The sequence below is a fragment of the Sorangium sp. So ce406 genome (assembly GCF_051474675.1).
GTDB lineage: Bacteria > Myxococcota_A > Polyangia > Polyangiales > Polyangiaceae > Sorangium > Sorangium cellulosum_G.
The window spans coordinates 3,437,811-3,462,918 of the sequence record NZ_CP150340.1; the positions used below are offsets into that span (position 1 = coordinate 3,437,811).

Consider the following 25,108-nt stretch of genomic DNA (forward strand, 5'->3'; position numbering starts at 1 on the left):
GACTTGCGGCAACCTCGGAGCATGACGACGTGCAGGGATGAAGCTCTCCGCTGGGTTCACCGCTATGCGATCGGCGGGGCCGCGTTCGCCGCGCTTCCGCTCCCGATCTCCACCTCCGCCGGGCTCGTCGCGATCGAGACCCACATGATGTCGATGGTCGGCCAGATCTACGGCGAGACCGTGGGATCCGTGGCGACGACCGCCGCCGGCGGGAGCTTCGCGATCCTCGGGCAGGGCCTCAAATTCCTCGCCACGCGGGCGGTCGGCTTCGTCCCCGTGATCGGGCCGGCCATCAAGATGACGATCGCCGGGCTCACCATCGAGGCGATCGGCCACGGCGTCGTGGGGCACTTCGAGCGGAAGTACCCGGGCAAGACCTTCCAGGCGCCGTGAGCCTTCCGCGCGCGGGCCTTCCGCGCGCGCGACACGCGGGCGCGTCGTACGCGCGAAAGGCCCGCGCCGCGCGTCGTCCCGATCGCGCGGCGCGCAGCGGACGGCGCGCGCTCTCGAGGGGCGTGGGTGCTAGCAGCCGCTGCAGGCGACGGGGCAGGTCCCGTTCACCGGATCCTGGCAGCTCACGCTCGGCGCGTCCGCGCTGGTGCCGTAGTCGCAGCAGAGCGTGCCGCCGACGCAGCACGTCTCGCCGCAGCAGGTGCCCTCTTCGCAGCCGAACCCGGGGGCGCACGGGTCCTTGCACTCGCCCTGGATACAGGCCTGTTCCGGAGCGCAGGTCGTGCCGCACTCGCCGCAGTTGTGCGGATCGTTGACCAGGTTCACGCAGGTCGGGCCGCAGCACGAGAGCCCTTCCTCGCACGTGCACGCCACGCCGCCCGCGCCCCCCTCGCCGCTGGAGCTGGTGGTCGTGACGACGCTCGTGGTCGTCGTCCCGGGCTCCGCGCCGCCGCCGGAGGCGCTCGATGCGGTGACGTACGTCGGCAGAAGGTCCACGGTGCCCGGGTCAGCTTCACATCCAGCGACGGCGAACCATGCAGCCAGCGACACCAACGCGATCACCCGATGACAGGGCATGAGCACCTCCAAACCAAGAATGACACTACCACGGAGGGTCACGGCCACACGAGGGGCATGGAGCACGACGCGCCGCGTGCAGCGGGCGTCATCGCAGAGTCCGCTGCGCGCAACGCGACGGCCCGCGCCAGCACGGTCGCGCGGCGCATGCGACATCAGGGTGTGATGAGCTTGCAGTCGGACAAGACCCCCGTGTACCAGTCATCCGCCCTGTCGAGCCATGCGCCCTCGCTGGACCAGCGGATGCCCGGCCTCTTCATCTTGCCTTCGACGGTGTAGGTGCACTTCACCGCGAACCGCGCGGACGGCAGCTTGGCAGTGAGGGCGGGCTCGCTCCACAGGCCGGCGGCGAGGAACTGCACGCGATCGGTCGTGGTGTAAGGGCGGAGCAGCTTCTTGTCGTCCGCATCGCCCTTGGACCAGCCCTTGGTCGGCGACTCGAACGCGCAGTGGCGCCCGTTGATCTCCTCGGACGACCAGCAGGCGAGATCCTTGATGTCCGAGGACACGAGGGTGACCTCGACCTGGGACTTGTCCCCGGGCTTCCACTTGGGGCCGGCGGTGCCGGGCGTGGGCTCGCGCCCGAAATAGGCGAACGCCGCGGCCAGGCCGCCAATGATGATCAGGAACAGGATCATGCTCTTGCCGAGCGACCCGCCCTGCGGCTGCGCGGCCGCGCGGGGCCGCGCGCCGCCCTTCTTGCCCGCCGGGCGCCTGGCGGCTCCGGCCTGCTTCGCTGGCCGCGAAGCCCTGGCGGGCGCCGCTGCGTCCGCACGGGAAGCGGCCCGGCTCCCGCCGTCCTCCTCCGTCGTGGTGTCCTGCGCGCCAGCCTCGTCGGCCGGCGCGTCGTCGTCGAGGCGGTCCTTGTCTTCGGAGCTCGTAGCCATCGCGGCGCTTTATGTACCGGAGCGCGCCCCCGACTCAAGCATTCCGTGGACCGAACGGCGGCGGGAGATCGACCGTCTCAACGCGCAGCCCTTGTTGTAGGCTGCGCTCCCAATGACGTCCGATGCCAGAAATCCCCGCGCGTGCATCCTCGGGACAGGCCGCGCCCTGCCCGCCGCCCAGGAGCGCGCAGCGCCGAGCGACGCGCCGCCGGCGGACGGCGCCCCGAGCCAGGCGAGCGCGGGCCCCGAGCGGCGCCGCGCCGCGGCCGGCGAGACGACGAGCGACCTGGCGGCGAGGGCGGCCAGGGCGGCCCTCGACGCCGCCGGCCTCGGGCCGCGCGACCTCGGGATGATCATCCTCGCCACCTCGAGCGGCGACGCGCCGATGCCGGCGACGGCCGTGTACGTGCAGCAGAAGCTCGGCGCGGAGCTCATCCCGTCGTTCGACCTCTCCGCCTCGCTCACGGGCTTCCTCTACGGGCTCTCGGTGGCGAACCAGTTCGTCACGGCGGGGACCCTGCGGCACGTCCTCGTGATCGGCGCCGACCTGCTCTCGCGCCGCCTGGATCCGCGCGACCGCGCCGCGGCCGCGCTCTTCGGCGACGGCGCGGGCGCGGTCGTGGTCGGGCCGGCGGCCGGCGACGGGCGCGGGATCCTGAGCGTCAGCCTCCGCGCCGACGGGAACAAGGCCGACGTGGTCCAGGTGCCCGGCGGCGGCTCCGCGGAGCCGCTCACCCAGGAGCGGCTCGCCGACCTGCGGCACGCCGTGCGCGTGAACCACGCCGAGCTGCGGCGCGCCGTCGAGGAGCGCCTCGGCGGGCAGGCGCTCGCGGCGCTCGTGGCCGCGGGGCTCACGCCGGCGGACCTCGACTGGGTGATCCCGCACCACGCCGACGCCCACCTCGCCGGGCTCCTCGCCGAGCACCTCGGGTGCCCGAGGCAGCGCGTGCTCGGCGCGCTCGACGGGGGCAACGCGGCGGGCGCCAGCGCCGGGTCGGTCGCCATGGCGCTCGACGAGGGGCTCCGCGACGGCCGTATCCAGCCCGGGCACCGCGTGCTGCTGTGCGCGCTCGGCGCCGGCCTCACCTGGGGCAGCGCGGTCGTCCGCGTGTGAGCCGGCGGCGCGCCGCCGGCTCATCACGGGCGCGCGACGACATTACAAAGCGACGATGAGCCGTGCGCTTCGCCGCAGGCGCGTCGGGTCGGCCCTGGAGCCCGGGTCGAGCTCCGCGGCGAGGCGACCGGCCGCTCGGAGGCGCCGCAGGTCGCGGCGCCGGCGCTGGGGGGCATGATGAGCGTCGAGGCCGTCGCTCCGGAGAGCGTGTTCCAGGGCCGCTACGAGATCGTCTCCCTGCTGTGCAAGGAAGACCTCGCCACGCTCTACAAGGGACGACAGCTCGCCACCGGGCAGCTGGTCACCATCAAGGTCCTGCGCCCGGGCCGGGACGGCGGCTCTGCGGACGCGGCGCGGCGGCGCGGCGCGCGGTTCCGGCGGGAGATGCGCTTCTGCGCGCAGCTCCACCACCCCAACATCGTGCGGCTCATCGACTCGGGGCAGACGGACGCGGGGCAGCTCTACACCGTCTTCGAGTTCGTGCCGGGGCAGAGCCTGGCCGAGCTGCTGGCGGCCGAGGGCGCGCTGGAGCCGCGCGAGGCGCGGCACCTCATGCTGCAGGTCCTCGACGCGCTGAGCTGCGCGCACGGCCAGGGCGTGGTGCACGGGGATCTGCGGCCGGGCGCCGTCATGATCGTCCCCACGGGGGCGCGGCGGAACGCGCTGGTGCTCGACTTCGGGATCGGCGCGGCCGTCGCGGGCGCGCGGGGGGGCGGGGACGAGACGCCCGCCGGGGTGGAGGCGCTCTACGCGGCGCCAGAGCAGCGCCGCGGGTTCCCGCCGACGGCGCGATCGGATCTGTATGTCTGGGGGCTCGTGTTCCTCGAGTGCCTCACCGGCAGGCCCGCGGCGCCGGTCGGGGCGCGGCAGCCGGAGCACCCCCCGCCGGTCCGGATCCCGCCCGCGCTCCTCGGGCACCCGCTCGGGGTGCTCCTCCGGCGGACGATCCTCGAGGACCTCGGGGCGCGCGCGGTGACGGCCGAGAGCCTGCTGCGCGAGCTCGAGGCCTGCAGCGCCGACGGGCTGCGCCGCGAGGACCTGACCCGGCCCGCCGCGCCGCTCCGCCCGGGCGACGCAGGAGCGGAGACGGAGCCGGCGCGGAGCGCGAGCGAGGCGACCGCGGAGGTGCCGTGGTCGTCGTGGGCCGCGGCGCCGCGGGTGCCCGGATCGTCGCTCGCGGGCGCGACGCGCGAGGACGCGGCGTGGCCCGGGACGCTCGTGCCGCCGGCGGAGCTCGACGCGACGGCGGCGGCGCGCCCGATGGAGGCAGAGCGGCGGCCGCTGACGGCGGTGTGCTGCGTCGTGAGCGCCACGGGGCCGGGGATCGCGGCGATGGATGTCGAGGAGGTCGACGAGCTCTTCGGAGAGATGCAGGAGCTCTGCGCCGACGTCGCGCGCCGGCACCGCGGGCGCCTCGCGGGCGCGCTCGGCGACCAGGTGCTGCTGCACTTCGGCTTTCCGGTGGCCCAGGAGGACGACGCCCGGCGCGCCGCCCGCGCGGCGCTGGAGATCGCGGCGAGGATGCGCGCGCGGAGCGCTCGCCTGCAGGCGGAGCGCGGGATCGCGCTCGACGTCCGCGCGGGCATCCACACCGGCGTCGTTGTCGCGCGCGAGGGGCAGCAGCGCATCCAGCACCTCGGGATGACGCTGCAGACCGCGGCGCGGCTCGGCGCGCTCGCGGCCCCGGGCGCCGTCGTGGCCAGCGGCGATACGCACCAGCTCCTCCGCGGCGGCTTCGCGCTCGAGGAGACCGAGCTGCGGGTGAGCCTGGGGAGCGCGCGCCCCGTCCCCGTCTACCGGGTGCGCGAGGAGCTCCCCCGCGACGCGCCGGAGCGGCCCGGCCCTGGCGACGCGGCGGCGCCGATGTTCGGCAGGGAGCAGGAGCTCGACCTCTTGATCCAGCGCTGGGGGCAGATCCGCAAGGGAGCGGGGCAGAGCGTGCTCGTGACGGGCGGGCCGGGGATCGGCAAGTCGCGGCTCGCGCTGGAGCTCTTCCGCAGGCTGGGCCCGCAGCCGCGCGACTGGCTGGAGTGCCGCTGCGTGCACGACCGCCGGCACAGCGCGCTCCATCCGATCGTCGATCTGCTCGAGCGGCACCTGGAGCCGGACGAGGGCGACACCTCCCGGAGCAGGCTGGATCGGCTCGAGGGGCTCCTCTCGAAATACCCGTTCGATCTGGCGGACGCGGTGCCGGTGCTCGCGGCGCTGTTATCCATCCCGCTCGGGGAGCGCTACGCCCCGCTCGCGGACCCGCCGCAGCGACAGAAGGAGCGGACATTTGCGACGTTGCTGTCCCTGCTCTTCGAGAAGGCGGAGAAGCGTCCGGTGCTGCTCGTGGTGGAGGATCTGCACTGGGCCGATCCGGTGACGATCGAGTGGCTGGGCGCGCTCGTCTCGGAGATCGCGTCGGCCAGGGTGCTGGCGCTGATGACGGCGCGGCCGGAGTTCGTGCCGCCGTGGCCGACGTCGGGGATGCTCCAGATCCAGCTCGGCCGCCTGGAGCGCGCGCACGTGGAGGGGATGGCCGCGGGGATCGCGGGCGGGCGGGCGCTGCCCGGCGCGGTGGTGGAGCAGATCGTGCGCCGGGCCGACGGCGTGCCGCTCTTCGTCGAGGAGCTGACGCGGATGGTGCTGGAGTCGGGGGCGCTGCGGGGGGAGGGCGATCGCTACGTCGCGGCAGCGCCGCTCCCGGAGATCGCCATTCCCACGACGCTGCGCGGGCTGCTCATGGCCCGCCTCGACCGGCTGGGGCGGGCCAAGGAGACCGCGCAGGTCGCGGCGGTGCTCGGCCGGGAGTTCAGCGAGGAGGTGCTCGGCGCGGTGAGCCCGCTCGGCGAGGAGGCGGTGAGGGAGGATCTCGAGCGGCTGATCGCGGCGGATCTGCTCCACACCAGGCACCGGGCGCGGAGCGTGGTGTACATGTTCAGGCACGCGCTGCTCCGGGACGCGGCGTACGAGTCGCTGCCGCGGCGCACGCGGAAGCAGGCGCACGCGCGGAGCGCGAGGGCCATCGAGGAGCGCTTTCCGGAGATCGCCGAGGCGCGTCCGGAGCTGCTGGCGTGGCATCACGCGTCCGCGGGGCAGATGCGGCAGGCGATCGCGTACGCGGAGCGCGCGGCCGAGCGCGCGCTCCAGCGGCCAGCCGCGCGCGCCGACGAGACGGAGGCCGTGACGCACGTCCACAGCGCGCTGGGCTGGCTGTCGGCGCTCCCGGACGACCGGGAGCGCGCCATGACCGAGCTGCGGCTCAACAACCTGCTCATCCTGGCGCTGCTGGATCTGCGGGGGTACACGGCCCCCGACGTCGAAGCGGCGGTCCGGCGCTGCCAGGAGCTGAGCGAGATGCTCGGCGACAGCCCGCTCACCGCGCCCACGCTGTGGGCGATGTTCATCTACTACCACCTTCGAAGCGAGCGCCGCGAGGCGCGGGCCGTGGCGGAGCGGCTCGTCTTCACGGCGGAGCGCGCCGGAGACACCGGTCAGCTCGTCTGGTCGCTGCCGCTGCTCGGGCAGTGCCTCTGGATCGAGGGGAAGCTCCCGGAGGCTCGCGTGCACCTCGAGCGCGTCCTCGCGCTCTATGACCCCGAGGCGCACGGCGGACAGGCGTTCATCTACGGCCTCGACGCGAGGGTCTATGCGGAGGTCACGCTGTCGGTCGTGCTCTGCCTGATGGGCTACCCGGACGAGGGGATCGCGCACGGGGAGGCCGCCGTGGCGTCGGCTCGCGCGCTGGAGCACTGGAACAGTATAGGGATGGCGCTGCTCTTCCTCATCATGGTCCATCACCTGTGCCGGGCGCCGCGGCGCATGACCGCCGAGAGCCGTGAGCTCGTCTCGCTGGTGGACCGGGAGAGGCTCTGGTTCGAGGGCTATTCCGGGTGTCTTTGTGGCTGGGTCGAGGGCGATCTGGAGCGGCTGGCAGAGCACATCGAGGGGCTCCGCGGCTCCGGCGTCCAGCTCGGGATGACATACTATCCGTCGCTCCTGGCGGAGCTGATGGTCGAGCGCGGGGAGCGCGACGCAGCGATGGATCGGCTCGATGACTGCTTGCGCACCGCCGAGAGGACGGGGGAGACGTACTATGTCCCCGAGCTGTACCGTCTCAGGGCGGCTGCGTTGCTGGCCGACGACGCCCGTGCGCCCGAAGGCGAGGAGTGCCTTCGCCGCGCGATCGCGATCGCCCGCGAGCAGGCCGCGAGGTTGCCCGAGATCCGGTCGTCGCTCGCGCTCGGCCGCCTCCTCGTGGCGCACGGCAGGCGCGACGAGGCCCGCCTGCTGCTGAGCGCCATCGACGGCTGGGATCCCGAGCACGGCGCCATGCCCGAGATCGGCGCGGCCCGGGCGCTGCTTCGAGAGATCTCTCGGTAAACGCCGCTGCGCCCGCGCGGTCCAGGGGAGCTTACGGTGCACATCCGCGGCCCTAGGATCGATCTTGCCCGTGCCGTTTCCGGGGTGAGAACGAGCGGAGGCGAGCGATGTTCAAGAATGAATCTGTCGAGCGCGCGCACCAGGTGTCCGAGGCTGACAGCCTCCGCGAGGGGGCGTATGGATCCTCGTCCGTCAGGCGTGGAGACCAGCAGCCATCTCGGGAGCAGGCAACGGAGGTGCTTCGTGCCTTCCAGGCCGCCTGGCTGCGCGCGGTCGCGCTCGCGTGGCGCGATCCGGGCAAGCTGGAGCTGCTGAAGAGGGACCCCAGGCGCTTCCTGCGGAACCATTGTGACTACGATTTGCCGCGGGAGCTCGAGCTCACCATCCGCGAGGCGCAGGAGGCGCCGTCGGAGGAGGATCACCCCTGGGCCTGGGATGCGCGGCGCGGCGCGTGGTGCTTGCCGGGCGCCCAGGTCACCCTGTACGTGCCGCCGCCGCCGGCGCTGGCCGAGCAGGCCGTCGCGCTGGCAGAGCTCGGCGACCCTGGCAAGACACCGCCTGTCTGCTGTTGAGCCAACCGTCTGTTCAGCGAACGGTTCCACGCTCGATTCCATAAAAGCGAGCAGGGTTGTCCCAGAGTATCTTGCGGAGGACCTCGCCGGGCAGCCTGTCGCGGAGCGCGAGCGCCTGCCCCACGAGACCTTCGTCGTGATCCGGGTGGGGGTAATCGGTGCCGAAGAGCAGCCGGTCCTCTCCGATGCGCGGGATGACCTCCGTGAGGTAAGGCTCGTCCGGCTCGAGACCGACGAAGCACTGGCGGCGGAAATACGCGGACGGCGCTTGCCGTACATGAGGCGCGACCTCGCCGGCCAGGTGGCGATACTCGACCTCGTCCAGGCGCCAGAGCCAGTAAGGCAGCCACCCGCAGCCGGCCTCCAGAAAGGCGACCCGCAAGCCCGGGTGGCGCTCGAGCACGCCGCCCTCGATCAAGGCGAGGAGCGCCATCATCTGCTCCATGGGGTGCGAGCACGCGTGCAGGGCGAAGCGGGTGTGGAAGCGATCCGCGCCCGCCGCCGGCAGGTAGGCGTGGGTACCCTCGTGCACGGCGACCGCGATCGAGCGCCGCTCGCACTCCGCCCAGAAAGGCTCGTAGGCGGGATCGCCCAGCGTCCGGCCGCCGACCGGGTTGGGCCGGATCACGACAGCCCCGAAGCCGAGCGCCGCCGTCCGCGCGAGTTCGACCACCATCGCCCCTGGGTCATGAGGGCTCATCAGGCCAACGCCCCGGAGCCGGGCGGGATCGCGAGCGCAGAAGTCTCGCAGCCACGCGTTGTAAGCGCGCGTGTAGGCGATCGCGAGCGGCGGATCCAGCGGGGCCAGGCCCAGCAGGAGGAGGCCGATGGTGGGATACAGAAAGGCCACGTCGATGCCCTCCCGGTCCATGTCCTCCAGCTGCGTCTCGGGCAGCTCTATCGGGCCGCTCCGCCTGGAACGCCGGCACGCCGACAGGGCGAGCTCGCGCGAGGTCCGCGCGCTCATGCGATGATGGAGCGGACGCCCGTCCACCACCGGTTGCGGCGGCAGCGGCAGGAGTCCGCCCGGGGAAGGGCGCGCCGCGCAGTCGGCCACGGCGCCCTCGCGCACGTACGTGTAGTCGTAACGAGGCGCGTGCGACCGGAGCTCCGGAGCCATGTAGGTGCGCCAGAGATCGAGCGGCTCGATCACATGGCGATCGGCGTCGAGAATGCGGTACCCGTCGCGCATGCGCGCTCCTTTCTCCCTCGTCACATGACGAGGGGCACCGGGTTGAGATCCTCCTCCCGCGTCGGCCGGGGCAGCCAGCCCAGGCGGACGGGGACGTCGTACAGGCGCCCTGGGCCGAAGCGAGGCCAGATGTGCCGCAGCCCGGGGACTACCACCTTCACCGCCGAGAGCCCGGTGTCAGGGCGCGTCTGGTCGAGCACCACCGTCTCGAGCCCGGCGCGGGCGGCGCGCTCGACGCACGCGCGGACATCGTCGCGGAGATCGTCGCTCGGCGCGCCCTCGTAATCGCCGCACCGCCGCGGCGAGGCCCCCTCGGCCGGCTGCACATACGGCACGTCGCCGGAGACGACCTCCTGCCACGCGGCGCGCGCGCGATCGCGCGGGTCGAAGAGCTGGTTCAGCTCGGTCAGCGCCCGCTGCACCCCGAGACGGGCCTCGAGATGGCAGCCGAAGCCCAGCGTGAGCCGGCCCGTGTCGGCCGCCCGCGCCACCGCGACGAACGCCGGGATGCGCAGGTCGGTCGTGGCGTCCAGCACCCAGAGGCGCCGGCCGAGCGAGCGATAATGCGCCGCCAGCGCCTCGAAATAAGGCTCCTCGAAGCTGCGCAGATCGACCGCGGGCCGCGCCGCGCGGTTGTACCACCAGAGCGCGACCGCATCCCGCTCCACGAGCTCCAGGAAGCCTTGCAAGATCGCCTCCTCGAGGCAGTTGCCCGCCGCGTGGCCGCTCGGGCTCGGCCAGGCAAACCGCTCTTCCGGGGGCACCGGGACGTGGAGATAACAGTACGCGGCCGGCAGGAAGCGCCGCTCGTCGCGCGTCAGCGACCACGCCGGCGCCCAGTCGATCGCCGCGTCCTCGTGGAAGGGGAGCGGGACGGCGCGGCGCGGGTCGTCCGCGGCGGCGCTCGCGGCCCGCCGGCCGCGGTACTGCGCCTCGCTGAAGTTCTGGAGATCGTGCGGATGGATCGCGGCGGCCCCGAGCTCGGCGCGCCGCGCGCGGATCAGCGGCTCGTCGCCCTGGAAGACGGCGCTGTGACGCTCGACCGCCTCGCTCAGCGCGGCGGCGCGCGCCTGCGCGGGCGTCTTGCCCTTGCCGCCGCTCGCGCGGTGGAAGTCGTCGAACGACGGTGAGCCCGCCGCGGGACAGGCGCGGTACGTGGCGCCGTACACCGGCCGGAGCGGGTGATCGCGCCCGTCGACGGGCCCCAGGCTGGCGACGATACCGCTGATCGGGCTGACCAGGTGCAGGGCGCGCGCCAGGGTCTCCTCGGGAGAGGCGATCCGGTGCCCGCCGTCGTCCGTGAACCGCTTCGGACGCCGCTCGAGCCGCACCGGCGCGACCGCGCGCGCGCGCGCGCCCTCCGGATCGCCGCAGGCGGGGCACTGGGGGCGCCGCGCGACGACGTGCTCCGCGGTCCGCGCGGCGGCGAGGTCGAGCGAGATCAGCCGGTCGTCGAGCAGGCCGGCGCCGCCGGCGGCGATCCACCGGGCCACGAGGACGGCCGCCAGATCGAGCGCCGCGGCGCGGGCGGCGGGCAGGCCCACGAGGGGCGGCAGCAGCGGCCCGGCGAGGCCGCGGCGCCGCTCCAGGTAGGCCTCGACGGGGCGGTTGTGCCGCAGGCGGTGCGCCAGGCACGCCCAGCAAGGCCCCGCGCCGGGCCGGAACACGGGCCCGATCCAGGGCTCCACCCCGCCGGGCTTGACCGGCACCCAGCGCACCGCCTCGCGGAGCGCGCGCCGGTTCCACGCGTCGAGCTCGACGGCCAGGTAATCGCTGGTCAGCACGACGACCAGCGCGGGCTCGTCCCCCACCGCGACGCCTGCCGCCGACAGCGCGTCGCAGAGCGCGCCGGCGAGCGCGCCGGGGGCGCGCGGATCGTCTCCGCCGACCGCGATCACCGAGACCGGCGTCGCGGCCAGCCGCTCGGCCGCGCGCCCGGCGCGCTCGCCGAGCGCCTGCCAGAACCCCGCGCGCTCCGGCGCGGGCGCGGGCTCGTCGAGGTAGCCGCGCTCCTCCAGCCGGCCCAGCGCATAGCGGACCTCGGCGGCGGACGCCGCGCCGGAGAGCGCCGCGACGAGCTCGGCCTCGCTCCGGCGCCCGTCGAGCAGCGGCCCGAGGAGGCGGTAGAGCCGACCGCGGAGCATGAACCGCTCCCGCTCGCCGACGAGGAAGACCGTCTCCTCGTCGGCGGGCTCGACGCGCAGGTGGTGCTTTATCGCGAGGCACCTCTCCCCCATGAACGACCCCCCGCGGGGGCGTTCTAGCACGCGGATCCGAGGGCCGCGCCGCGGCTGCCCTGGACCGGCGCGCCCGGCCGGAGTGCGCTTGCGGCCGTGCGCTCGCGGCCGTGCTGCGCTTGCGGCCGTGCGCTCGCCGCCGCGAGCGCGCGCCGCGGCCCGACGAGGTGAGGTGGTCCAGCGTCGCGCCGATCGCGGCGCGCAAGACGCCGTCCGAGGTGCGCTCATCCAACGACTCCATGGCGGCACCAGAGCCAGCAAAGCCGTTCAGAGGAGCCATCCGGACCTCGGTGTCGACGTCGACGGACGGGCTCGTCGCCGGGCAGGACTTCTCCATCTTCGTCACGGTGCAGAACCCCTTCGAGGCGCCGCTCGCGCTGCGCCGCGTGAGCACCGCGCTGCCCGCCGAGCTCGTCGACGTCGACCGCCGCTGGACGGAGCGGCGGATCCACCAGCTCGAGGACCGGCTCGCCGGCCTCGAGGACGCCGCGCACGCGTTCGCGCCGGGCCGCGCCTCCCTCGGCGCCCGCCTGCGCCGCGCCGTCGGGCGGCTGCTGCGACGGCGCTCGCCCGGGCGCGCCGCCGCGCCGGGCGCGCCCGCGATCGCGCGCGATCTCCGGGGCGCGGGGGGCGCGGCGGCCCTCGCGGCGCTCGAGAGGCCCGCCGACGGCAGCGCCGGCTTCCGCGACCCCGCGCAGGCGGCTCGCGCGTGGGATGGCGGCGACGACGAGGTCGATCCGAGCGCCGCGAGCCCGGGGCTCCTCGGCGACGACGCCGGCGCCTTCCGCAGCGCCATCCGGTCGCTGCGGTCGCCGGACCCGCCTGCGGTGCTCCAGGCCGGGAACTCGACGGCGCGGAGCTTCACCGTGCGGTCGCGGCGCGCGCTGTGGTTCCGCGCCGCCTCGTACCGGCTGCTCATCGAGGTCGAGTACGAGATCGACGGCGCGAGCAACCTCGACACGATCGAGCACGTCCTCAGGGTGAGCGCGTCGCTCGGGAGCATGATCTGCGGCGCCGTCGCCGGCGGCGTCGGGGGCTGGTTCGCCGCGCGGGGCAGCGCCGCGCCGCTCGACGCCGAGGCCGGCGTCAGCCTGGCCGTGTCGCTCGTCCTGGTCGCCATGGCGGTCGTCCTGCTCGCGCGGAAGAAGGACGTGCAGCCCGTCCTCGCGATCGAGGACTTCTGGGGCGGCGTCGCCGTCGGGTTCCTGATCGCCTACGCGGGCCCCTCGCTCTTCGCTGGCCTCTTCGGCCTGCCCGCGCGGGCGCCGCCCGCGTCGAGCGCGCTCATCCTCGCGGCGGCGCCGCCGGGCTCGTGCGCGATCGGCTGCGCGGCGGCGCAGGCTTTACATCGAGCCCCGCGCCGTTAAGCAGATCGGGAGGGGAGGGGCCGTGTCCACGCTGCGTGCAAGGGCGACCGCCGAGCTCCAGCGCCGCATCGACGTGCTCCCGCGCGACGTCGACCGGTTCGAGGCGGCCGCCGCGGAGAACGCGCGCGGCTTCGGGATCCACGCGACCCAGGTGCTCGCGCTGAAGATCCTCATGGACGAGCTGATCCAGCGCCAGCGCTGGATCGTCGAGCAGCTCGGCGCGGATCTGTCCGACACCGACTACGCGGACGGCTTCGGCAAGCTCCTCGTCGAGATCGCGGGCGCGCACGGGGTGTGGAGCGTCTTCTCGCAGACGCTCGCGCAGCGGGAGCTGCCGGCGCTCGCCCCCTCGCTCGACGCGGCCGATCTCGTGGCCGCCGACTGTTACCAGACGTGCATGAACCGGGCGCGCAACTGGGGGCTCATCCCCCGCGAGGCGATGCGCGAGCCGCCGCTGGTCTGCCTGGAGGCGCACTACGGGCCCGTCGCCGTGAGCCGCCAGAACCCGCTGCGCGTCCTCCGTAGCTCGCTCCGGAGCTACCGCGATCTCCGGCTGCCCATCCCGATCGTGCTCCTGCCGGCCGATCAGACCGAGTGCGCCTGGCTCCTGTCCACGCTCTGCCACGAGGTCGGCCACAACGTCGATCAGGACCTCGCGCTCTCGAGCGAGCTGGCCCGAGCGCTGCTCCTCGGCACGGACGGGAAGATCCCGTCGGAGCGACAGGCGATCTGGTTCGGCTGGACCCGGGAGATCCTCGCCGACGCGATCGGCGTGCTGCTCGGCAACGCCGGCCTCGCGCTGGCGCTCGCGTCGTTCCTCCTCGTGGTCGCGCCCGGGAGCCAGCAAGGGGAGCTCGACAGGCTCGATCCGCACCCGCACCCGATGGTCCGCGTGCCGCTGCTCGCCGCGCTCCTGCGGCGGCTCGGGGTCGCGCCGCTCGACGAGGCGGCCGACCGGCTGGATCGGGACTGGCGTGCGCTGCGCGCGCCGGCGTGGGTCGCGCCGTTCCTCGACGATCTCGGCGCGATCACGGGGACGTTCCTGGAGACGAAGCTCGACGCGCTCGGCGGCCGCCCGCTCGCCGAGCTCCACCCGGACGCCGCGGCCGACGTGCGGCGCGCGGCCCCGCTCGCGCGCTTCCTCGCGAGCGGCGCGCTCCGCCCCGCGCCGGACAGGCCGTCGTATTTCCCCTACCGCCTCGTGCCGGTCGCGGCGCAGCTCGCGGTCGCCTCGGAGCCGCCGCCTGCCGATCTCGGCGCCGTCCAGCGGCGGGCGATGGAGTTCTTCGCGGCGATCCCGCGGCCGCCGCTGCTCGCGGGCGCGGCGTCGCTGTCCCCGCAGCGCGCGTCGTCCTACGCGCGGCTCGCGCGATCGGTCGACTTCACCGGAGACGGCGCATGACCCCGTCAACGGCCGCGCCGCCCTCCCGGTACCACGAGATCCTCGTCCGCGTCGCGCCGCTCTGCCCCGCGGGGAGGCCCGCGCCGCGGGCGACCGGCGGCCGCGTGTGCCGGCGCTACCACGCGTGGATCTACACGAAGCTCGCGCTCGCCTCCCTGGAGCTCGGCGACCCCGGCGCGGCCGAGCTGGGCGTCGCGCCGCCGCCGGCGCCGGAGGTGGGGGGGCTGCCGCTCATCGGGCACGAGGAGATCGCCGTCCACTGGCTGAGCTACGCCGAGTACCTGAGCAGCTTCTACGGCGGCGAGGAGGCCCTGCTCGAGCTGCGGCGCCGCGTCGCCGGGTCGATCTCCCGCGGCCTCCGGGCGCTCTTGCGGCTCCGGCCGCGCGCGCCCCAGCGGCTGCGCATCTGGTGGTCGCCCGAGTCGCCCGAGCTCGAGGACCTGCCCTGGGAGATCCTCTTCCTCGGCGAGCGCCGCCCGCCCTGCCTCTCGATCGTGCGGGGCGATCCGGGGAGGGTCGTGCCGCCGCTCCCGCTGCGGCCAGAGCAGCCGCTGCGCGTCGCCGTGATCGACCCGACCGGCGGCGCGCCGGCCGCGCTCGCCGACGCGCTGGAGGACCTCGGCCCCGGGATCGAGGTCGCCTGGATCGAGGAGGACGACGCGCGCAAGGCGCTCTCCGCGTCGATCCGCGCGGGCTTCGAGGTGCTCCACGTGGTGGCCGACGGCGCGGCGCCGCTCGGCCTCGAGGGCCTGCTCGAGTTCTCGGGGGACGAGGAGGACACGCTCTCGCCCCTGGAGCTCTCCGCCATGCTGCGCGGGTCGAACGTCACGATCCTCTCGCTCTCCCCCCCGGAGATCCCCCGCGTCGGCCACGGCGGCATGCCCACCGTGCACCACGCCTTCGCGCGCTTCTGCCACGACAGCGCCGGCTGCCCCACGATCGCCGCGCAGCTCGGCCCCATGCACCCCCGCGTCTCCCGCGAGTTCTGGCGCGCGTTCTACCAGCGGCTCGCGGCGGCGCTCGACGTGGAGGACGCGATGATGAGCGCATCGGAGCGGCCCCTGATGACGCCCGTCGTCCTGTTCCTCCGGCACCGCTTCGGCCGGCAGTTCACCCGGCAAGACGACGACACGCGCCGCTCCCCCGCGTGGCCGACGTCCGGCGCGGGCCAGACCCCCGCGGGGGACGTGCCGCTCACGCCCGCGCAGGTGACCGCCGATCTCTCGTGCTCCCGCGATCTGCTCGACGCGGCGAGGACGCTGGAGGCGCGCTACGCGTCGCTCGGGCTCGAGTTCCCGGGCAAGGCGCTCATCGAGCGCGAGAGCCAGCGGCAGGCCGGCCTCGACGAGGCGCTCGATCAATCGCTGGCCGAGGAAACATGAGGAACCCCGAGTTCGTCGTCGACATCGAGCCCGGCGGGGGCTCGCGCCTGCGGCTGTGCGTCCACGCGCGCAACCTCGCGCCGATCGAGGACGAGCTGGAGCGGCCCTTTCCGAGCCTCCCGCCCGCGGAGCTCGACGAGCTGCGGAGCGGCTACGGGTCGGAGCAGATGACCGAGTCCCTGGCCGATCTGGTCACCGGCTGGCTCCTCCAGAACGACCTCCGCGGCCACCTGGGTACGGCGGTGAACGCGGCGACCCAGCCGTTCCGGATCGTCTTCCGGCCGCACCCGGCGGTGCTCCCGCACCTGAGCGACGTGCCCTTCGAGCTGCTCAAGCTCGGCGCCGACCCGCTGGCGCTGCACCCCTGGGTGCGGGGGATCGTCCACACGCAGAAGCGCAACCGCGCGGCGGCCACGCCGCCGACGATGCGCTGGGGGTGGCCGTTCCGCGTGCTGATCGTCCGCACCAACCCGAAGGACCTCGGCGGGTGCGTGCCGCCCGCGCTGCCCCTGCGCGATCGCGTCCTCTCGATCGCGCGCGCGTGCGGGCTCGCCGAGGTGGTGGAGGTCGCCGTGCTGACCAGCGAGGGCGGCGCGGGCAGGCCCGTCACCTACGACGCCCTCCGCGCCGAGCTGCGCAACGCGAGCTATAACCTCCTCGTTTACCTCGGCCACGGCGACCTGCAGGACGTCGCGTTCGAGGGGTTCCCCCCCATCGGCGTCCTCCTGTTCGAGCTCGACGGCAGCGAGTTCGCCAACCCGATCCGCGCCGACCAGATCCGGAGCGAGTTCATGAACCGCCCGGTGCCGGTCGTGGTGCTCGCGGGCTGCCTGACGGCGGGGAGCGAGGTGGTGCGCGAGCGGCTCCCGCAGTGGATGCGCGGCAGCCAGAGCGTGGCGCACGCGCTCATCCACGGCGAGTCCGGCGTGCAGTGCGCGATCGGGATGCGCCACCGGCTGGAGACGTCGGACGCCGAGCGCTTCCTCCAGGCGTTCGTCCTCAGCCTGCTCAAACAGAGCCCGGGCGACGTCGAGCGGGCCGTGCGGGCGGGCCGCGAGGAGATGTTCGCGCAGAAGCCCTATCCGCCGAGCTGGTCGGCGCCCGTCCTCTTCCGCGCGGCCGGCATGGAGCCGCTGTTCGACTTCCTGTGCACCGCGCCGACCACCTACGACCCGCTCGACGAGCACGATCAGGAGCTCCGCGAGAAGGTCTGGAAGAAGCTGAGCGAGCTGCCCGCCTCGCTGCCCCCGGAGACCCGGCAGTTCTCGAGCTTCCTGCTCGACACCGTGGAGTCGGCGTTCCTCGACCGCCGGCGGCAGCGGGGCGCCTCCCTGGTGTGGCCCACGCGGGTCGAGGCGAAGCCCGGCGACACCGTGCAGGTGTCCGTGCAGCACGTGGGCTCGCTCACCGTGTCGCGCCTGGAAGGCCGCCTGTCGTTCGCCGAGGCGATCGCGCCGCGCGCCGCCCGGCCGGGGGCTGCGCTCAAGGCCGCCGGGCTGCGCGCGTACTTCGCGCTCGATCAGCCTGGCGAGGTGCGGTTCTTCGCGTCCAGCCCCGCCGGGGAGCCGGTGACGCTCGGCGCTGGCCCGCTGTTCGAGGCCGATCTGACGCTGCCCGGCGTGTTCCCCGCAGCCTACGAACTACGGGTTGACGCCCTCGCGTCCGACCCGAAGCTGTTCTTGTGTGGATGGAATAATACCATCGTGGTGCCTTTGCCATGAGTCCGCGCAATGCAGAGGTCGACAGGGGAATGACCAGGCCGGAGGACCCTCGGCCACCGCTGCTCGAGGCGCACCCGGAGCTGCTGGCGCTCCTCGACCGGTCCGCGGCTTTCCGCCGCGTCGAGGAGCTGTATCGCATCGAGCTCGACGGCCGGACGCACTACCTGGTGCGGGGAGACACGCTCGGCTCGCGCGAGGATCTGCTCGTCGACGCGCTCGCCCGCGGCGCCGCGCCCGAGGGCGCCGACCCGCTCAGCCGCGCGCTCTTCCTTGAACTGCCCGGGCGCCTCCAGGAGGTGATCCGCGGCGCGACGCGGTCCGATCCACGACAACCACCCAGGGGCCCCGGCGCTCCTGGCCGAGGAGACATCGCCATGGCCATCACCGATCCGGTCACCGCACAGAAGGTCGAGGAGCTCAAGACGAGGCTCCCGACGTTCGAGCTCGATGGGAAGCAGATCTATGTCGCGGAGGGCGACCTCCTGCTGGACGAGGGGCAGCTCGCCGACTACCTGCCTCGCGCCGCCAACGTGGAGCCGCCGAACGTGCCCGCCGGCCCCGAGGGAGAGGGGCTGATCGGCGTCCTGCAAGACGGCAAGCTGGTGCGCTGGCCTCCCGGGTTCGTGATCACGTATTGCGTGCTCCGGTCGACCTTCCGGGGCGAGGGCGAGTACGCGACAGCGCGCGCCAACATGCTCGCGGCCACGCGCGACTGGGAGGCGACGTGCGGCGTCTCGTTCCGCCACGTCGCCGAGCTCGACGGGCGCGACGGCCGCCCGGCGGAGGTCGTGTTCCCGGTGCGGCTCTTCAACGCCGGCGGGAGGTTCATCGCTGCTGCCTTCTTCCCGCACGAGCCGGCCTCGAGGCGGCAGGTCCTCATCGATCCTTCGTATTTCTCTCCCTCGCTCGGGTTCGACCCCGTCGGCGTGCTCCGGCACGAGCTGGGCCACGTCCTCGGCTTCCGCCACGAGCACATCCGGAGCGGCGCCCCGCCCGTCTGCCCGAGGGAGGACGCGTCGCAGACGCTCGATCTGACGGCCTATGATCCCCGGTCGGTCATGCACTATTACTGCGGCGACGTGGGGAGCCGCGATCTCAACATCACCGAGCTCGACGTGCAGGGGTCGCAGCGGGTGTACGGAATGCCGCTCTCGAGCTTCCGGATGGTCGCCTGAAGGCCGAGGCGCGCGCCGGCGCGGCGTCGCCAGCTCCAGCCACCGGAGTGCGCCATGAGCAGCCGCGGTGAGGACAAGCTGATCCGAGGCGCCCGCCTCCAGGGGCATTACGAGATCCTGTCCAGGATCGGCGCCGGGGGGTTCGGCACCGTGTTCCAGGCGCGCCAGGTCGCGACGGGCCAGATGGTTGCGGTCAAGGTCCTGAAGCCCGGCGCCCGCGAGGGGGCGGCCTCGAAGCGCGTCGCGCGCTTCCAGCGGGAGATGCGGCTGTGCGCGCGCCTGCACCACACGAACATCGTCGGTCTCGTCGACTCCGGGCGCACGGACGATGGGCAGATCTACCTTGTGTTCGAGTTCGTCCCCGGAAAGAACCTCAGGGAGGTCCTGCGCGAGGAGGGGGCGCTCGATCCGCAGGAGGCGCGCCACCTCATGCTGCAGGTCCTCGACGCGCTCGCGGCCGCGCACGCCCAGGGGATCACGCACCGGGACCTGAAGCCGTCCAACATCATGATCATGCCCACGGGGGCGCGGCGGAACGCGCTCGTGCTCGACTTCGGGATCGGCGCGATCGCCGAGGACGTCGAGGCCGGGGGCGAGGTCACCCTGACGGGCGACGACGAGCTGCTGGGGACCCCGGCGTACGCGGCGCCCGAGCAGCTCCAGGGGGGCGTCGCCACGCCGCGCGCCGACCTCTTCTCGTGGGGGCTCGTCTTCCTGGAGTGCATCACGGGACAGCCGGTCTTCTCCGGGCGGCGGGTGGCCGAGGTGGTGTCCATGCAGCTCGACCCCGCGCCGATCCCGGTGCCCGCCGCGCTGCTCCGCCACCCCGTCGGCCGGCTCCTGTCGCGCGCGCTCACCAAGAAGGTCGAGGCGCGCCAGGTGACCGCCGAGGGCCTGCTGAGGGAGCTCGAGGCGTGCGACCTGAGCGACCTCCCGCGGGGGCTGCGCGCCGGGCCGGAGCCCGGGCCGGGCGCCGCGGCCCGCCCGGCTCCGGAGGCGGCGACGGCGTACGATGACCGCCCCGCGCCGCCCGCGCCGCCGCGCCTCCCGGGCGAAGGATCGGGGCAGCGCCGGCTGCTCACGGCGGTGTGCTGCTCGCTGCAGGTGTCGGCGCCCGAGCGGGACTGCTGCGACGTCGAGGAGCGGGACGAGCTGCTCCGCGCGCAGCAGGAGATCTGCTTCGAGGTCGCCCGGCGCTTCCAGGGGACCGTCGCCGGCGTGCTCGGCGAGCGGGTGCTCCTCGGCTTCGGCCACCCGGTCACGGGCGAGGACGACGCCGAGCGCGCGGCGCGCGCGGCGCTGGAGATCGCGGCGAGGATCGGCGAGCTGGGCCACCTCATGGAGGCCGGGCGGCGGCTCGGCCCGCAGGTCAGGATCGGCGCGCACACGGGGCTCGTGATCGTCCCCGAGGGCGGAGAGACGAGCGCCGGCGGCTCGGGGGCCTGCGTGGGGACGACGGCGAGCGTCGCCGCGCACCTGAGCGGGCTTGCGCAGCCGGGGGCCGTCCTCCTCAGCGGGGACACGCGCCGCCTGCTCCGCGACCGGTTCGTGACGGAGCCGCTGGGGTCCTGCCAGCTCGGCGGCGGCGCCGGGCAGGTCGAGGTCCACCGCGTCGCGGCCGAGCGCCCGTCGATCGAGCCGCGCGTCGCGGCGCTGCCGATGATCGGGCGGACGCACGAGCTCGCGCTGCTCTCGCAGCGCTGGCGCCGCGCCCGGGAGGGCTCCGGGCAGAGCGTGCTCATCACCGGGCAGCCGGGGATCGGCAAGTCGCGCCTTGCGGCGGAGCTCTACCGCGAGATCCGCGGGGAGCCGCACTTCTGGATCGAGTGCCGCTGCGCGCCCGAGAACCGCAGCAGCGCGCTCCGGCCGATCATCGAGGCGCTCGAGCAGCTCGCCGACATCGACGAGCGCCAGACGCCCGAGGAGAAGGCCGGCAAGCTGCGGGCGCTGCTCACGGCGTACGGCTTCCGGCTGGGCGACACGATGCCGCTGCTCGCGTCGCTGCTCTCGATCCCGGCGGGCGACGACCCCGCGCCGCTCGACCTGGGCCCGCGGCGCCGGAAGAAGCTGACGCTGGGCGCGCTCGTCTCGCTGCTGATCGAGATGGCGGAGCGGCGGCCGGTGCTGTTCCTGCTCGAGGATCTCCAGTGGGCCGACCCGACGACGCTCGAGCTCCTGACGCGGCTCCTGCCCGAGGTGGCGGCGGCCCGCATCTGCGTGCTGCTCACGGCGCGGCCCGAGTTCTCACCGCCGTGGCCGCTGGCGGGCACGCTGCAGATCCAGCTCTGCGCCCTGGAGAGCGGCCAGGTCGCGGCGCTGATCGCCAGCATCGCCGCGGGGAAGGAGCTCCCGCCCCGGGTCGTCGAGCGGGTGATCGAGCAGGCCGAGGGCGTGCCGCTCTTCGTCGAGGAGCTCACGCGCGCGGTGATCGAGTCGGGCGCGTCGGTGGACGAGCGCGCGGCGCTGGGGCCGCTGATGGCCGAGCGCCCGTCGTGCGAGCTGTCGATCCCGACGCCGCTCCGGGCGTCGCTCACGGCGCGCCTGGACCGGCTGGGGCGCGCGCGGGAGACGGCGCAGCTCGCCTCGGCGCTGGGGCGCGAGTTCAGCGCGAAGCTGCTGGCCGAGATCAGCGCGCTCGACGAGGTCGCGGTCCAGGAGGATCTCGACCGGCTCGTCGCCGCGGACATCCTGTTCCTGAGGCGTCGGGCGCGGCAGTCGACCTACGTCTTCCGGCACGTCCTGCTCCGGGACGCGGCGTACGAGTCGCTGCCGAGGCGGGCGCGCCAGCGGGCGCACGCGCGCATCGCGCGGGCGCTGGAGGAGCGCTTCCCCGAGATCGCCGCGGAGCGGCCGGGGCTCCTCGCGATGCACCACGCGAGGGCGGAGCAGAAGCGGGAGGCGATCGCCTACGGCCGGGCGGCGGCGCGCCGCGCGCTCCACCGATCGATGAACGCGGAGGCGCTCGCGGCGGCGTTCCAGGCGATGTCCTGGCTGGACGCCCTCGACGAGCCGCGCGAGCGCGCCGAGGTGGAGCTCGATCTCAACCAGATCACGATCGCCGCCGTGGCGTCGATCCGGAGCTTCGCGGCGGAGGAGGTCGACTCGGCGGTGCGGCGCTCTCAGCAGCTCATCGAGCGCGTCGGCGACGGGTCGCACGCCCTCGCGATGCTGTGGGCGCGGTTCAACCACCGCTGGAAGCGGGGCGACGCCGAGCAGGCGCACGCGCTGGCGCAGCAGTATGTCGCCCTGAGCGAGCGCGCCGGCGACGCGCAGCACGCGATCGCGGCGCACCTGGCGCTGGGGCGGTCGCTCCTGATCGCCGCGCGGCTCGACGAGGCGCAGGCCGCCCTGGAGCGGGCCGTCGCGCTGTACGACCCGGCGCAGCACCGCGGGTCCGCGCGCGTGTTCGGCGTCGATCTCGCGGTCGGCGCCCAGGTCGCGCTCGGGGCGGTCCTCTGGTCGAGGGGGTACCTGGAGCGCTCGGCGGCGTGGCTGAGGAGCGCCGACGAGGCCGCCGGGGCGCTGCAGGACGTGGGCACCACCTGCCACCAGCTCGTCCACGCGGCCATGGTGCATCACTGCCGGCGAGACCGCGACGCGATCGCGAGCGCGGCAGAGCGGCTCCTCGGGCTCGCGGAGCCCCTCGGGCTGACGCAGTGGCTGACGTTCGGCGGGCTGCTGCGGGCGTGGCTCGAGCGGGACGTGGAGGGCGCGGATCGGCTGCTCGCGGACATGCGCGCGGCCGGCATGGGGCAGCCCTATCCGCGCTGGGGCTCGCTCGCCGCGGAGTCGGAGATGGATCTCGGCCGCTTCGACGCGGCGCTGGCGCGGATCGACAGGTGCCTCGCCGCGGCGGGGGTGGTCCAGGAGCGCCGCTGCGTCGCGGAGCTCCACCGCCTGAAGGGCGACTGCCTCCGCGGGCTGGGGGACGAGCGCGCGGCCGAGCGCAGCTACCGCGAGGCGGTCGAGCTCGCGCGGGGCCAGGGCGCGCGGTCGCCCGAGCTGCGCGCGTCGCTCCACCTCGCGCGGCTGCTCGAGGGCGAGGGGCGGTACGGCGAGATCCACGACGCGCTGGCGCGCGCGCTCCGCGGGTTCCCCGAGGGGCGCGGGTGGAGCGAGCTCGCCGCGGCCGAGGCGAAGATGGGCGAGGCGGCGATCAAGCTCGCGTCCGTGTGAGGGGGAGTCGAGCGCGCGTGGCGCGCAGATCGCCTGTCGGTTCATCGCGCGTGAGCGGCGTCTCCCGAGCCAACGCGGCAGGAGGCCCGGTCTTGCTCCGGTGGACGGACCTGTTATCGTGCGCGCCTCATTCCGCTCAGGAGAACTCATGAACGACGCTCCCCTCTACAAAGATGCCAGGCAGCCCGTGGACAGGCGGGTGGAAGACCTCCTGAGTCGGATGACCCTGGACGAGAAGGTGGGACAGCTCATGCAGCTCGACGCCCAGGGAGATCTCGAGGACGCGATCGGCCGCATGAAGGTCGGCAGTCTGCTGCACTGCAACGGCAAGGACGCGGACGCGGCGATACGGCGCGCGCTCGGCACGCGGCTCGGCATTCCGGTGCTGATGGCCGACGACGGGATTCACGGCCATTCCTTCTGGGCGGGCGCCACGATCTTCCCCACGCAGCTCGGCATGGCGTGCAGCTGGGACCCGGGGCTCCTGGAGCAGGTCGCGCGGGTGACCGCCGTCGAGATGCGTGCGACCGGGCTCAAGTGGACGTTCTCTCCGGTCCTGTGCCTCACGCGCGATCTCCGCTGGGGCAGGGTGGGGGAGACCTTCGGCGAGGATCCTTACCTGATCGGCGAGCTCGCGTGCGCGATGGTCAAGGGCTATCAGGGCAAGGGCCTCGACGATCCGGACGCGGTGCTGGCCACGGCCAAGCATTACGCGGGGTATTCGGAGACGCTGGGCGGCCGCGACGCCTCGGAGGCGAACATCTCGCGTCGTTACCTGCGCTCGTATTTCTTGCCGCCCTTCGAGCGGGCCGCGCAGAGCGGCTGCATGGCGTTCATGACGGGGTATCAGTCGATGGACGGCATCCCGGCCACCGCGAACCGCTGGCTCCTCACCGAGGTGCTCAAGGAGGAGTGGGGCTTCAAGGGCATCGTCGTGACCGACTGGAACAACGTGGCCAACCTCGTGCTCGATCAGAAGGTCTGCAAGGACATGGCCGAGGCGGCCGCGGTGGCGGTCCGCAGCGGCAACGATCTGATGATGGCGACCCCGCAGTTCTACGAGGGGGCCCAGGAGGCGGTGCGCCGCGGGCTCCTGGCCGAGCCGGAGATCGACGCGGTGGTGCGGCGCATCCTCTCGCTCAAGTTCTCGCTGGGGCTCTTCGAGGACCCCGGGTACAGCAGCGAGCGGCGGATCAAGGAGGTCATCGGGTGCGCGGCCCACCGGGATCTCAACCTGGAGGTGGCGCGGGCGTCGCTGGTGCTGCTCAGGAACGACGGCCTCTTGCCGCTCGCGGCCGGCGCGGCGCCGCTCCGGCGCATCGCGGTGATCGGCCCCAACGCGGACGACCCGATCGCGCAGCTCGGCGACTGGTCGCTCGGGTCGGGCCAGATGAGCGGCGGCAACGGCCCTCAGCACCCGCGCTCGAGCATCGTGACGATCGTGGACGGGATACGGGAGCTCGCGCCCGCGGGGTGCGAGGTGGTCCACGCCGCGGGCTGTTCGGTGGTCAGCGAGGACGAGTCGGGCATCGCGGCGGCGGTCGAGCTGGCGCGGGGCGCCGACGTGGTGGTCCTCGTCGTCGGCGATCGCATCGAGTTCATCGGCGAGACGAAGAGCACGGCGACGCTCGAGCTGATGGGCGGGCAGCGGGCCCTGGCGGACGCGATCGCCCGGACGGGGGTGCCCACGGTGGTGGTCCTGGTCAACAGCAAGCCGCTGGTCCTGCCGCGCTCGGTGCTCGGCGCGGCGGCCATCTTCGAGGCGTTCAACCCGGGGATGATGGGCGGGCGGGCGGTGGCCGAGGCGATCTTCGGGCAGCTCAACCCCTCTGGCAAGCTGACGATCTCGTTTCCCTACCACGTGGGCCAGCAGCCGGTGTTCTACAACCAGGCCCGCGGCCAGCACGGGAGCCGTTACGCCGACCTCACGCAGGAGCCGGCGTTCGCCTTCGGCTTCGGCCTGAGCTACACGCGCTTCGCGTATGCCGACCTGAAGGTGCTGACACCCAGCGTGGCGCGGGACGGCACGGCCTCCTTCGAGGTGACGGTCACCAATACTGGCGCGCGCGAGGGCGTCGAGATCGTCCAGCTCTACATCGAGGATCTCGTGACCTCGTCCACGTGGGCGATGAAGGAGCTCAAGGCGTTCCGTCGCCTGACGCTCGCCCCGGGCGAGGCGCGCACGGTGCGCTTCGACGTCCCCGCCTCGGAGCTCTCCCTGCTCGACGCCGAGGGGCGCCGCGTGGTGGAGCCGGGGGATTTCCGCGTCCACATCGGCGCGTCGTCCCGACCGCAGGACCTGGTGAGCGCCGGTTTCGCCGTGGCGTGACGGCGAGGGGCCTCGTGCCGGGTCGCCCAGGTTCTTCTCTTGTTCATGAGAGAATGAACCACAGAGGCACAGAGGGCACAGAGGAAGAGAAGAGAGAAAGAACGAACCACAGAGGCACAGAGGGCACAGAGGAAGAGAAGAGAGGAAGATAAAATAT

15 protein-coding genes are annotated in these 25,108 nt (G+C 73.8%); 11 read left to right on the top strand and 4 right to left on the bottom strand.

The window, feature by feature from the left end; all coding sequences use genetic code 11:
* Positions 1-21: 21 nt before the first annotated feature.
* A complete protein-coding gene (locus WME96_RS12925) occupies positions 22-393 on the top strand; it encodes a hypothetical protein (RefSeq protein ID WP_437290433.1) in 372 nt (123 codons plus the stop codon).
* A 129-nt stretch (positions 394-522) separates the two neighbouring features.
* Here WME96_RS12925 and WME96_RS12930 read toward each other — a convergent pair whose 3' ends face one another.
* Together WME96_RS12930 and WME96_RS12935 are read right to left on the bottom strand one after the other, a co-directional pair.
* Complete coding sequence (locus WME96_RS12930) at positions 523-948, bottom strand: hypothetical protein (RefSeq protein WP_437290434.1); 426 nt, start codon at positions 946-948, stop codon at positions 523-525.
* A gap of 236 nt (positions 949-1,184) precedes the next feature.
* The gene (locus WME96_RS12935) at positions 1,185-1,916 is read right to left on the bottom strand and encodes a hypothetical protein (RefSeq protein ID WP_437290435.1); all 732 of its coding nucleotides are present in this window, start codon (positions 1,914-1,916) and stop codon (positions 1,185-1,187) included.
* Positions 1,917-2,028: 112 nt separating this feature from the next.
* Here WME96_RS12935 and WME96_RS12940 point away from each other — a divergent pair, with 112 nt between their 5' ends.
* The 3 genes from WME96_RS12940 to WME96_RS12950 all read left to right on the top strand — a co-directional run bounded on the left by WME96_RS12940 (position 2,029) and on the right by WME96_RS12950 (position 7,970).
* Positions 2,029-3,030, top strand: a complete 1,002-nt coding sequence (locus tag WME96_RS12940) for a beta-ketoacyl-ACP synthase 3 (protein ID WP_437290436.1) — start codon at positions 2,029-2,031, stop codon at positions 3,028-3,030.
* A gap of 174 nt (positions 3,031-3,204) precedes the next feature.
* Complete coding sequence (locus WME96_RS12945; protein WP_437290437.1) at positions 3,205-7,398, top strand: TOMM system kinase/cyclase fusion protein; 4,194 nt, start codon at positions 3,205-3,207, stop codon at positions 7,396-7,398.
* A gap of 236 nt (positions 7,399-7,634) precedes the next feature.
* Positions 7,635-7,970 (top strand): BMA_0021/BMA_0022 family TOMM bacteriocin, encoded by a 336-nt coding sequence (locus tag WME96_RS12950; protein ID WP_437290438.1) that lies wholly within the window; start codon positions 7,635-7,637, stop codon positions 7,968-7,970.
* Positions 7,971-7,983: 13 nt separating this feature from the next.
* On the opposite strand, the gene WME96_RS12955 is transcribed toward WME96_RS12950, so the two are convergent.
* Together WME96_RS12955 and WME96_RS12960 are read right to left on the bottom strand one after the other, a co-directional pair.
* Positions 7,984-9,162 carry an amidohydrolase family protein gene (locus WME96_RS12955; RefSeq protein WP_437290439.1) on the bottom strand — a complete coding sequence of 393 codons (1,179 nt, stop codon included), beginning with the start codon at positions 9,160-9,162 and terminating at the stop codon, positions 7,984-7,986.
* Positions 9,163-9,182: 20 nt separating this feature from the next.
* Positions 9,183-11,399 (bottom strand): TOMM precursor leader peptide-binding protein, encoded by a 2,217-nt coding sequence (locus tag WME96_RS12960; RefSeq protein WP_437290440.1) that lies wholly within the window; start codon positions 11,397-11,399, stop codon positions 9,183-9,185.
* Positions 11,400-11,509: 110 nt separating this feature from the next.
* On the opposite strand from WME96_RS12960, the gene WME96_RS12965 reads away from it, so the two are divergent.
* The 7 genes from WME96_RS12965 to WME96_RS12995 all read left to right on the top strand — a co-directional run bounded on the left by WME96_RS12965 (position 11,510) and on the right by WME96_RS12995 (position 24,951).
* Positions 11,510-12,766 carry a hypothetical protein gene (locus WME96_RS12965; protein WP_437290441.1) on the top strand — a complete coding sequence of 419 codons (1,257 nt, stop codon included), beginning with the start codon at positions 11,510-11,512 and terminating at the stop codon, positions 12,764-12,766.
* Between the two features lie 22 nt (positions 12,767-12,788).
* Positions 12,789-14,168, top strand: a complete 1,380-nt coding sequence (locus WME96_RS12970; RefSeq protein ID WP_437290442.1) for a hypothetical protein — start codon at positions 12,789-12,791, stop codon at positions 14,166-14,168.
* Complete coding sequence (locus WME96_RS12975) at positions 14,165-15,550, top strand: hypothetical protein (protein WP_437290443.1); 1,386 nt, start codon at positions 14,165-14,167, stop codon at positions 15,548-15,550. Before WME96_RS12970 ends, WME96_RS12975 begins: the two co-directional genes overlap by 4 nt.
* Positions 15,547-17,271, top strand: coding sequence for a CHAT domain-containing protein (locus WME96_RS12980; RefSeq protein ID WP_437290444.1), 1,725 nt, complete (start codon positions 15,547-15,549; stop codon positions 17,269-17,271). The genes WME96_RS12975 and WME96_RS12980 overlap by 4 nt, the downstream gene beginning before the upstream one ends.
* Entirely contained in the window at positions 17,268-18,446 is a 1,179-nt protein-coding gene (locus WME96_RS12985) for a hypothetical protein (protein ID WP_437290445.1), read from the top strand. Before WME96_RS12980 ends, WME96_RS12985 begins: the two co-directional genes overlap by 4 nt.
* A gap of 54 nt (positions 18,447-18,500) precedes the next feature.
* The gene (locus tag WME96_RS12990) at positions 18,501-22,622 is read left to right on the top strand and encodes a TOMM system kinase/cyclase fusion protein (RefSeq protein ID WP_437290446.1); all 4,122 of its coding nucleotides are present in this window, start codon (positions 18,501-18,503) and stop codon (positions 22,620-22,622) included.
* Between the two features lie 148 nt (positions 22,623-22,770).
* The gene (locus WME96_RS12995; protein WP_437290447.1) at positions 22,771-24,951 is read left to right on the top strand and encodes a glycoside hydrolase family 3 N-terminal domain-containing protein; all 2,181 of its coding nucleotides are present in this window, start codon (positions 22,771-22,773) and stop codon (positions 24,949-24,951) included.
* Positions 24,952-25,108 lie beyond the last annotated feature (157 nt).

What these genes read in the sequence shown, in the direction of transcription:
- WME96_RS12925 (WP_437290433.1), top strand. Translation starts at nt 22, where the DNA reads ATGACGACGTGCAGGGATGAAGCTCTCCGCTGGGTTCACCGCTATGCG.
- WME96_RS12935 (WP_437290435.1), bottom strand. Translation starts at nt 1,916, where the DNA reads ATGGCTACGAGCTCCGAAGACAAGGACCGCCTCGACGACGACGCGCCG.
- WME96_RS12940 (WP_437290436.1), top strand. Translation starts at nt 2,029, where the DNA reads ATGACGTCCGATGCCAGAAATCCCCGCGCGTGCATCCTCGGGACAGGC.
- WME96_RS12945 (WP_437290437.1), top strand. Translation starts at nt 3,205, where the DNA reads ATGATGAGCGTCGAGGCCGTCGCTCCGGAGAGCGTGTTCCAGGGCCGC.
- WME96_RS12955 (WP_437290439.1), bottom strand. Translation starts at nt 9,162, where the DNA reads ATGCGCGACGGGTACCGCATTCTCGACGCCGATCGCCATGTGATCGAG.
- WME96_RS12960 (WP_437290440.1), bottom strand. Translation starts at nt 11,399, where the DNA reads ATGGGGGAGAGGTGCCTCGCGATAAAGCACCACCTGCGCGTCGAGCCC.
- WME96_RS12975 (WP_437290443.1), top strand. Translation starts at nt 14,165, where the DNA reads ATGACCCCGTCAACGGCCGCGCCGCCCTCCCGGTACCACGAGATCCTC.
- WME96_RS12980 (WP_437290444.1), top strand. Translation starts at nt 15,547, where the DNA reads ATGAGGAACCCCGAGTTCGTCGTCGACATCGAGCCCGGCGGGGGCTCG.
- WME96_RS12985 (WP_437290445.1), top strand. Translation starts at nt 17,268, where the DNA reads ATGAGTCCGCGCAATGCAGAGGTCGACAGGGGAATGACCAGGCCGGAG.
- WME96_RS12990 (WP_437290446.1), top strand. Translation starts at nt 18,501, where the DNA reads ATGAGCAGCCGCGGTGAGGACAAGCTGATCCGAGGCGCCCGCCTCCAG.
- WME96_RS12995 (WP_437290447.1), top strand. Translation starts at nt 22,771, where the DNA reads ATGAACGACGCTCCCCTCTACAAAGATGCCAGGCAGCCCGTGGACAGG.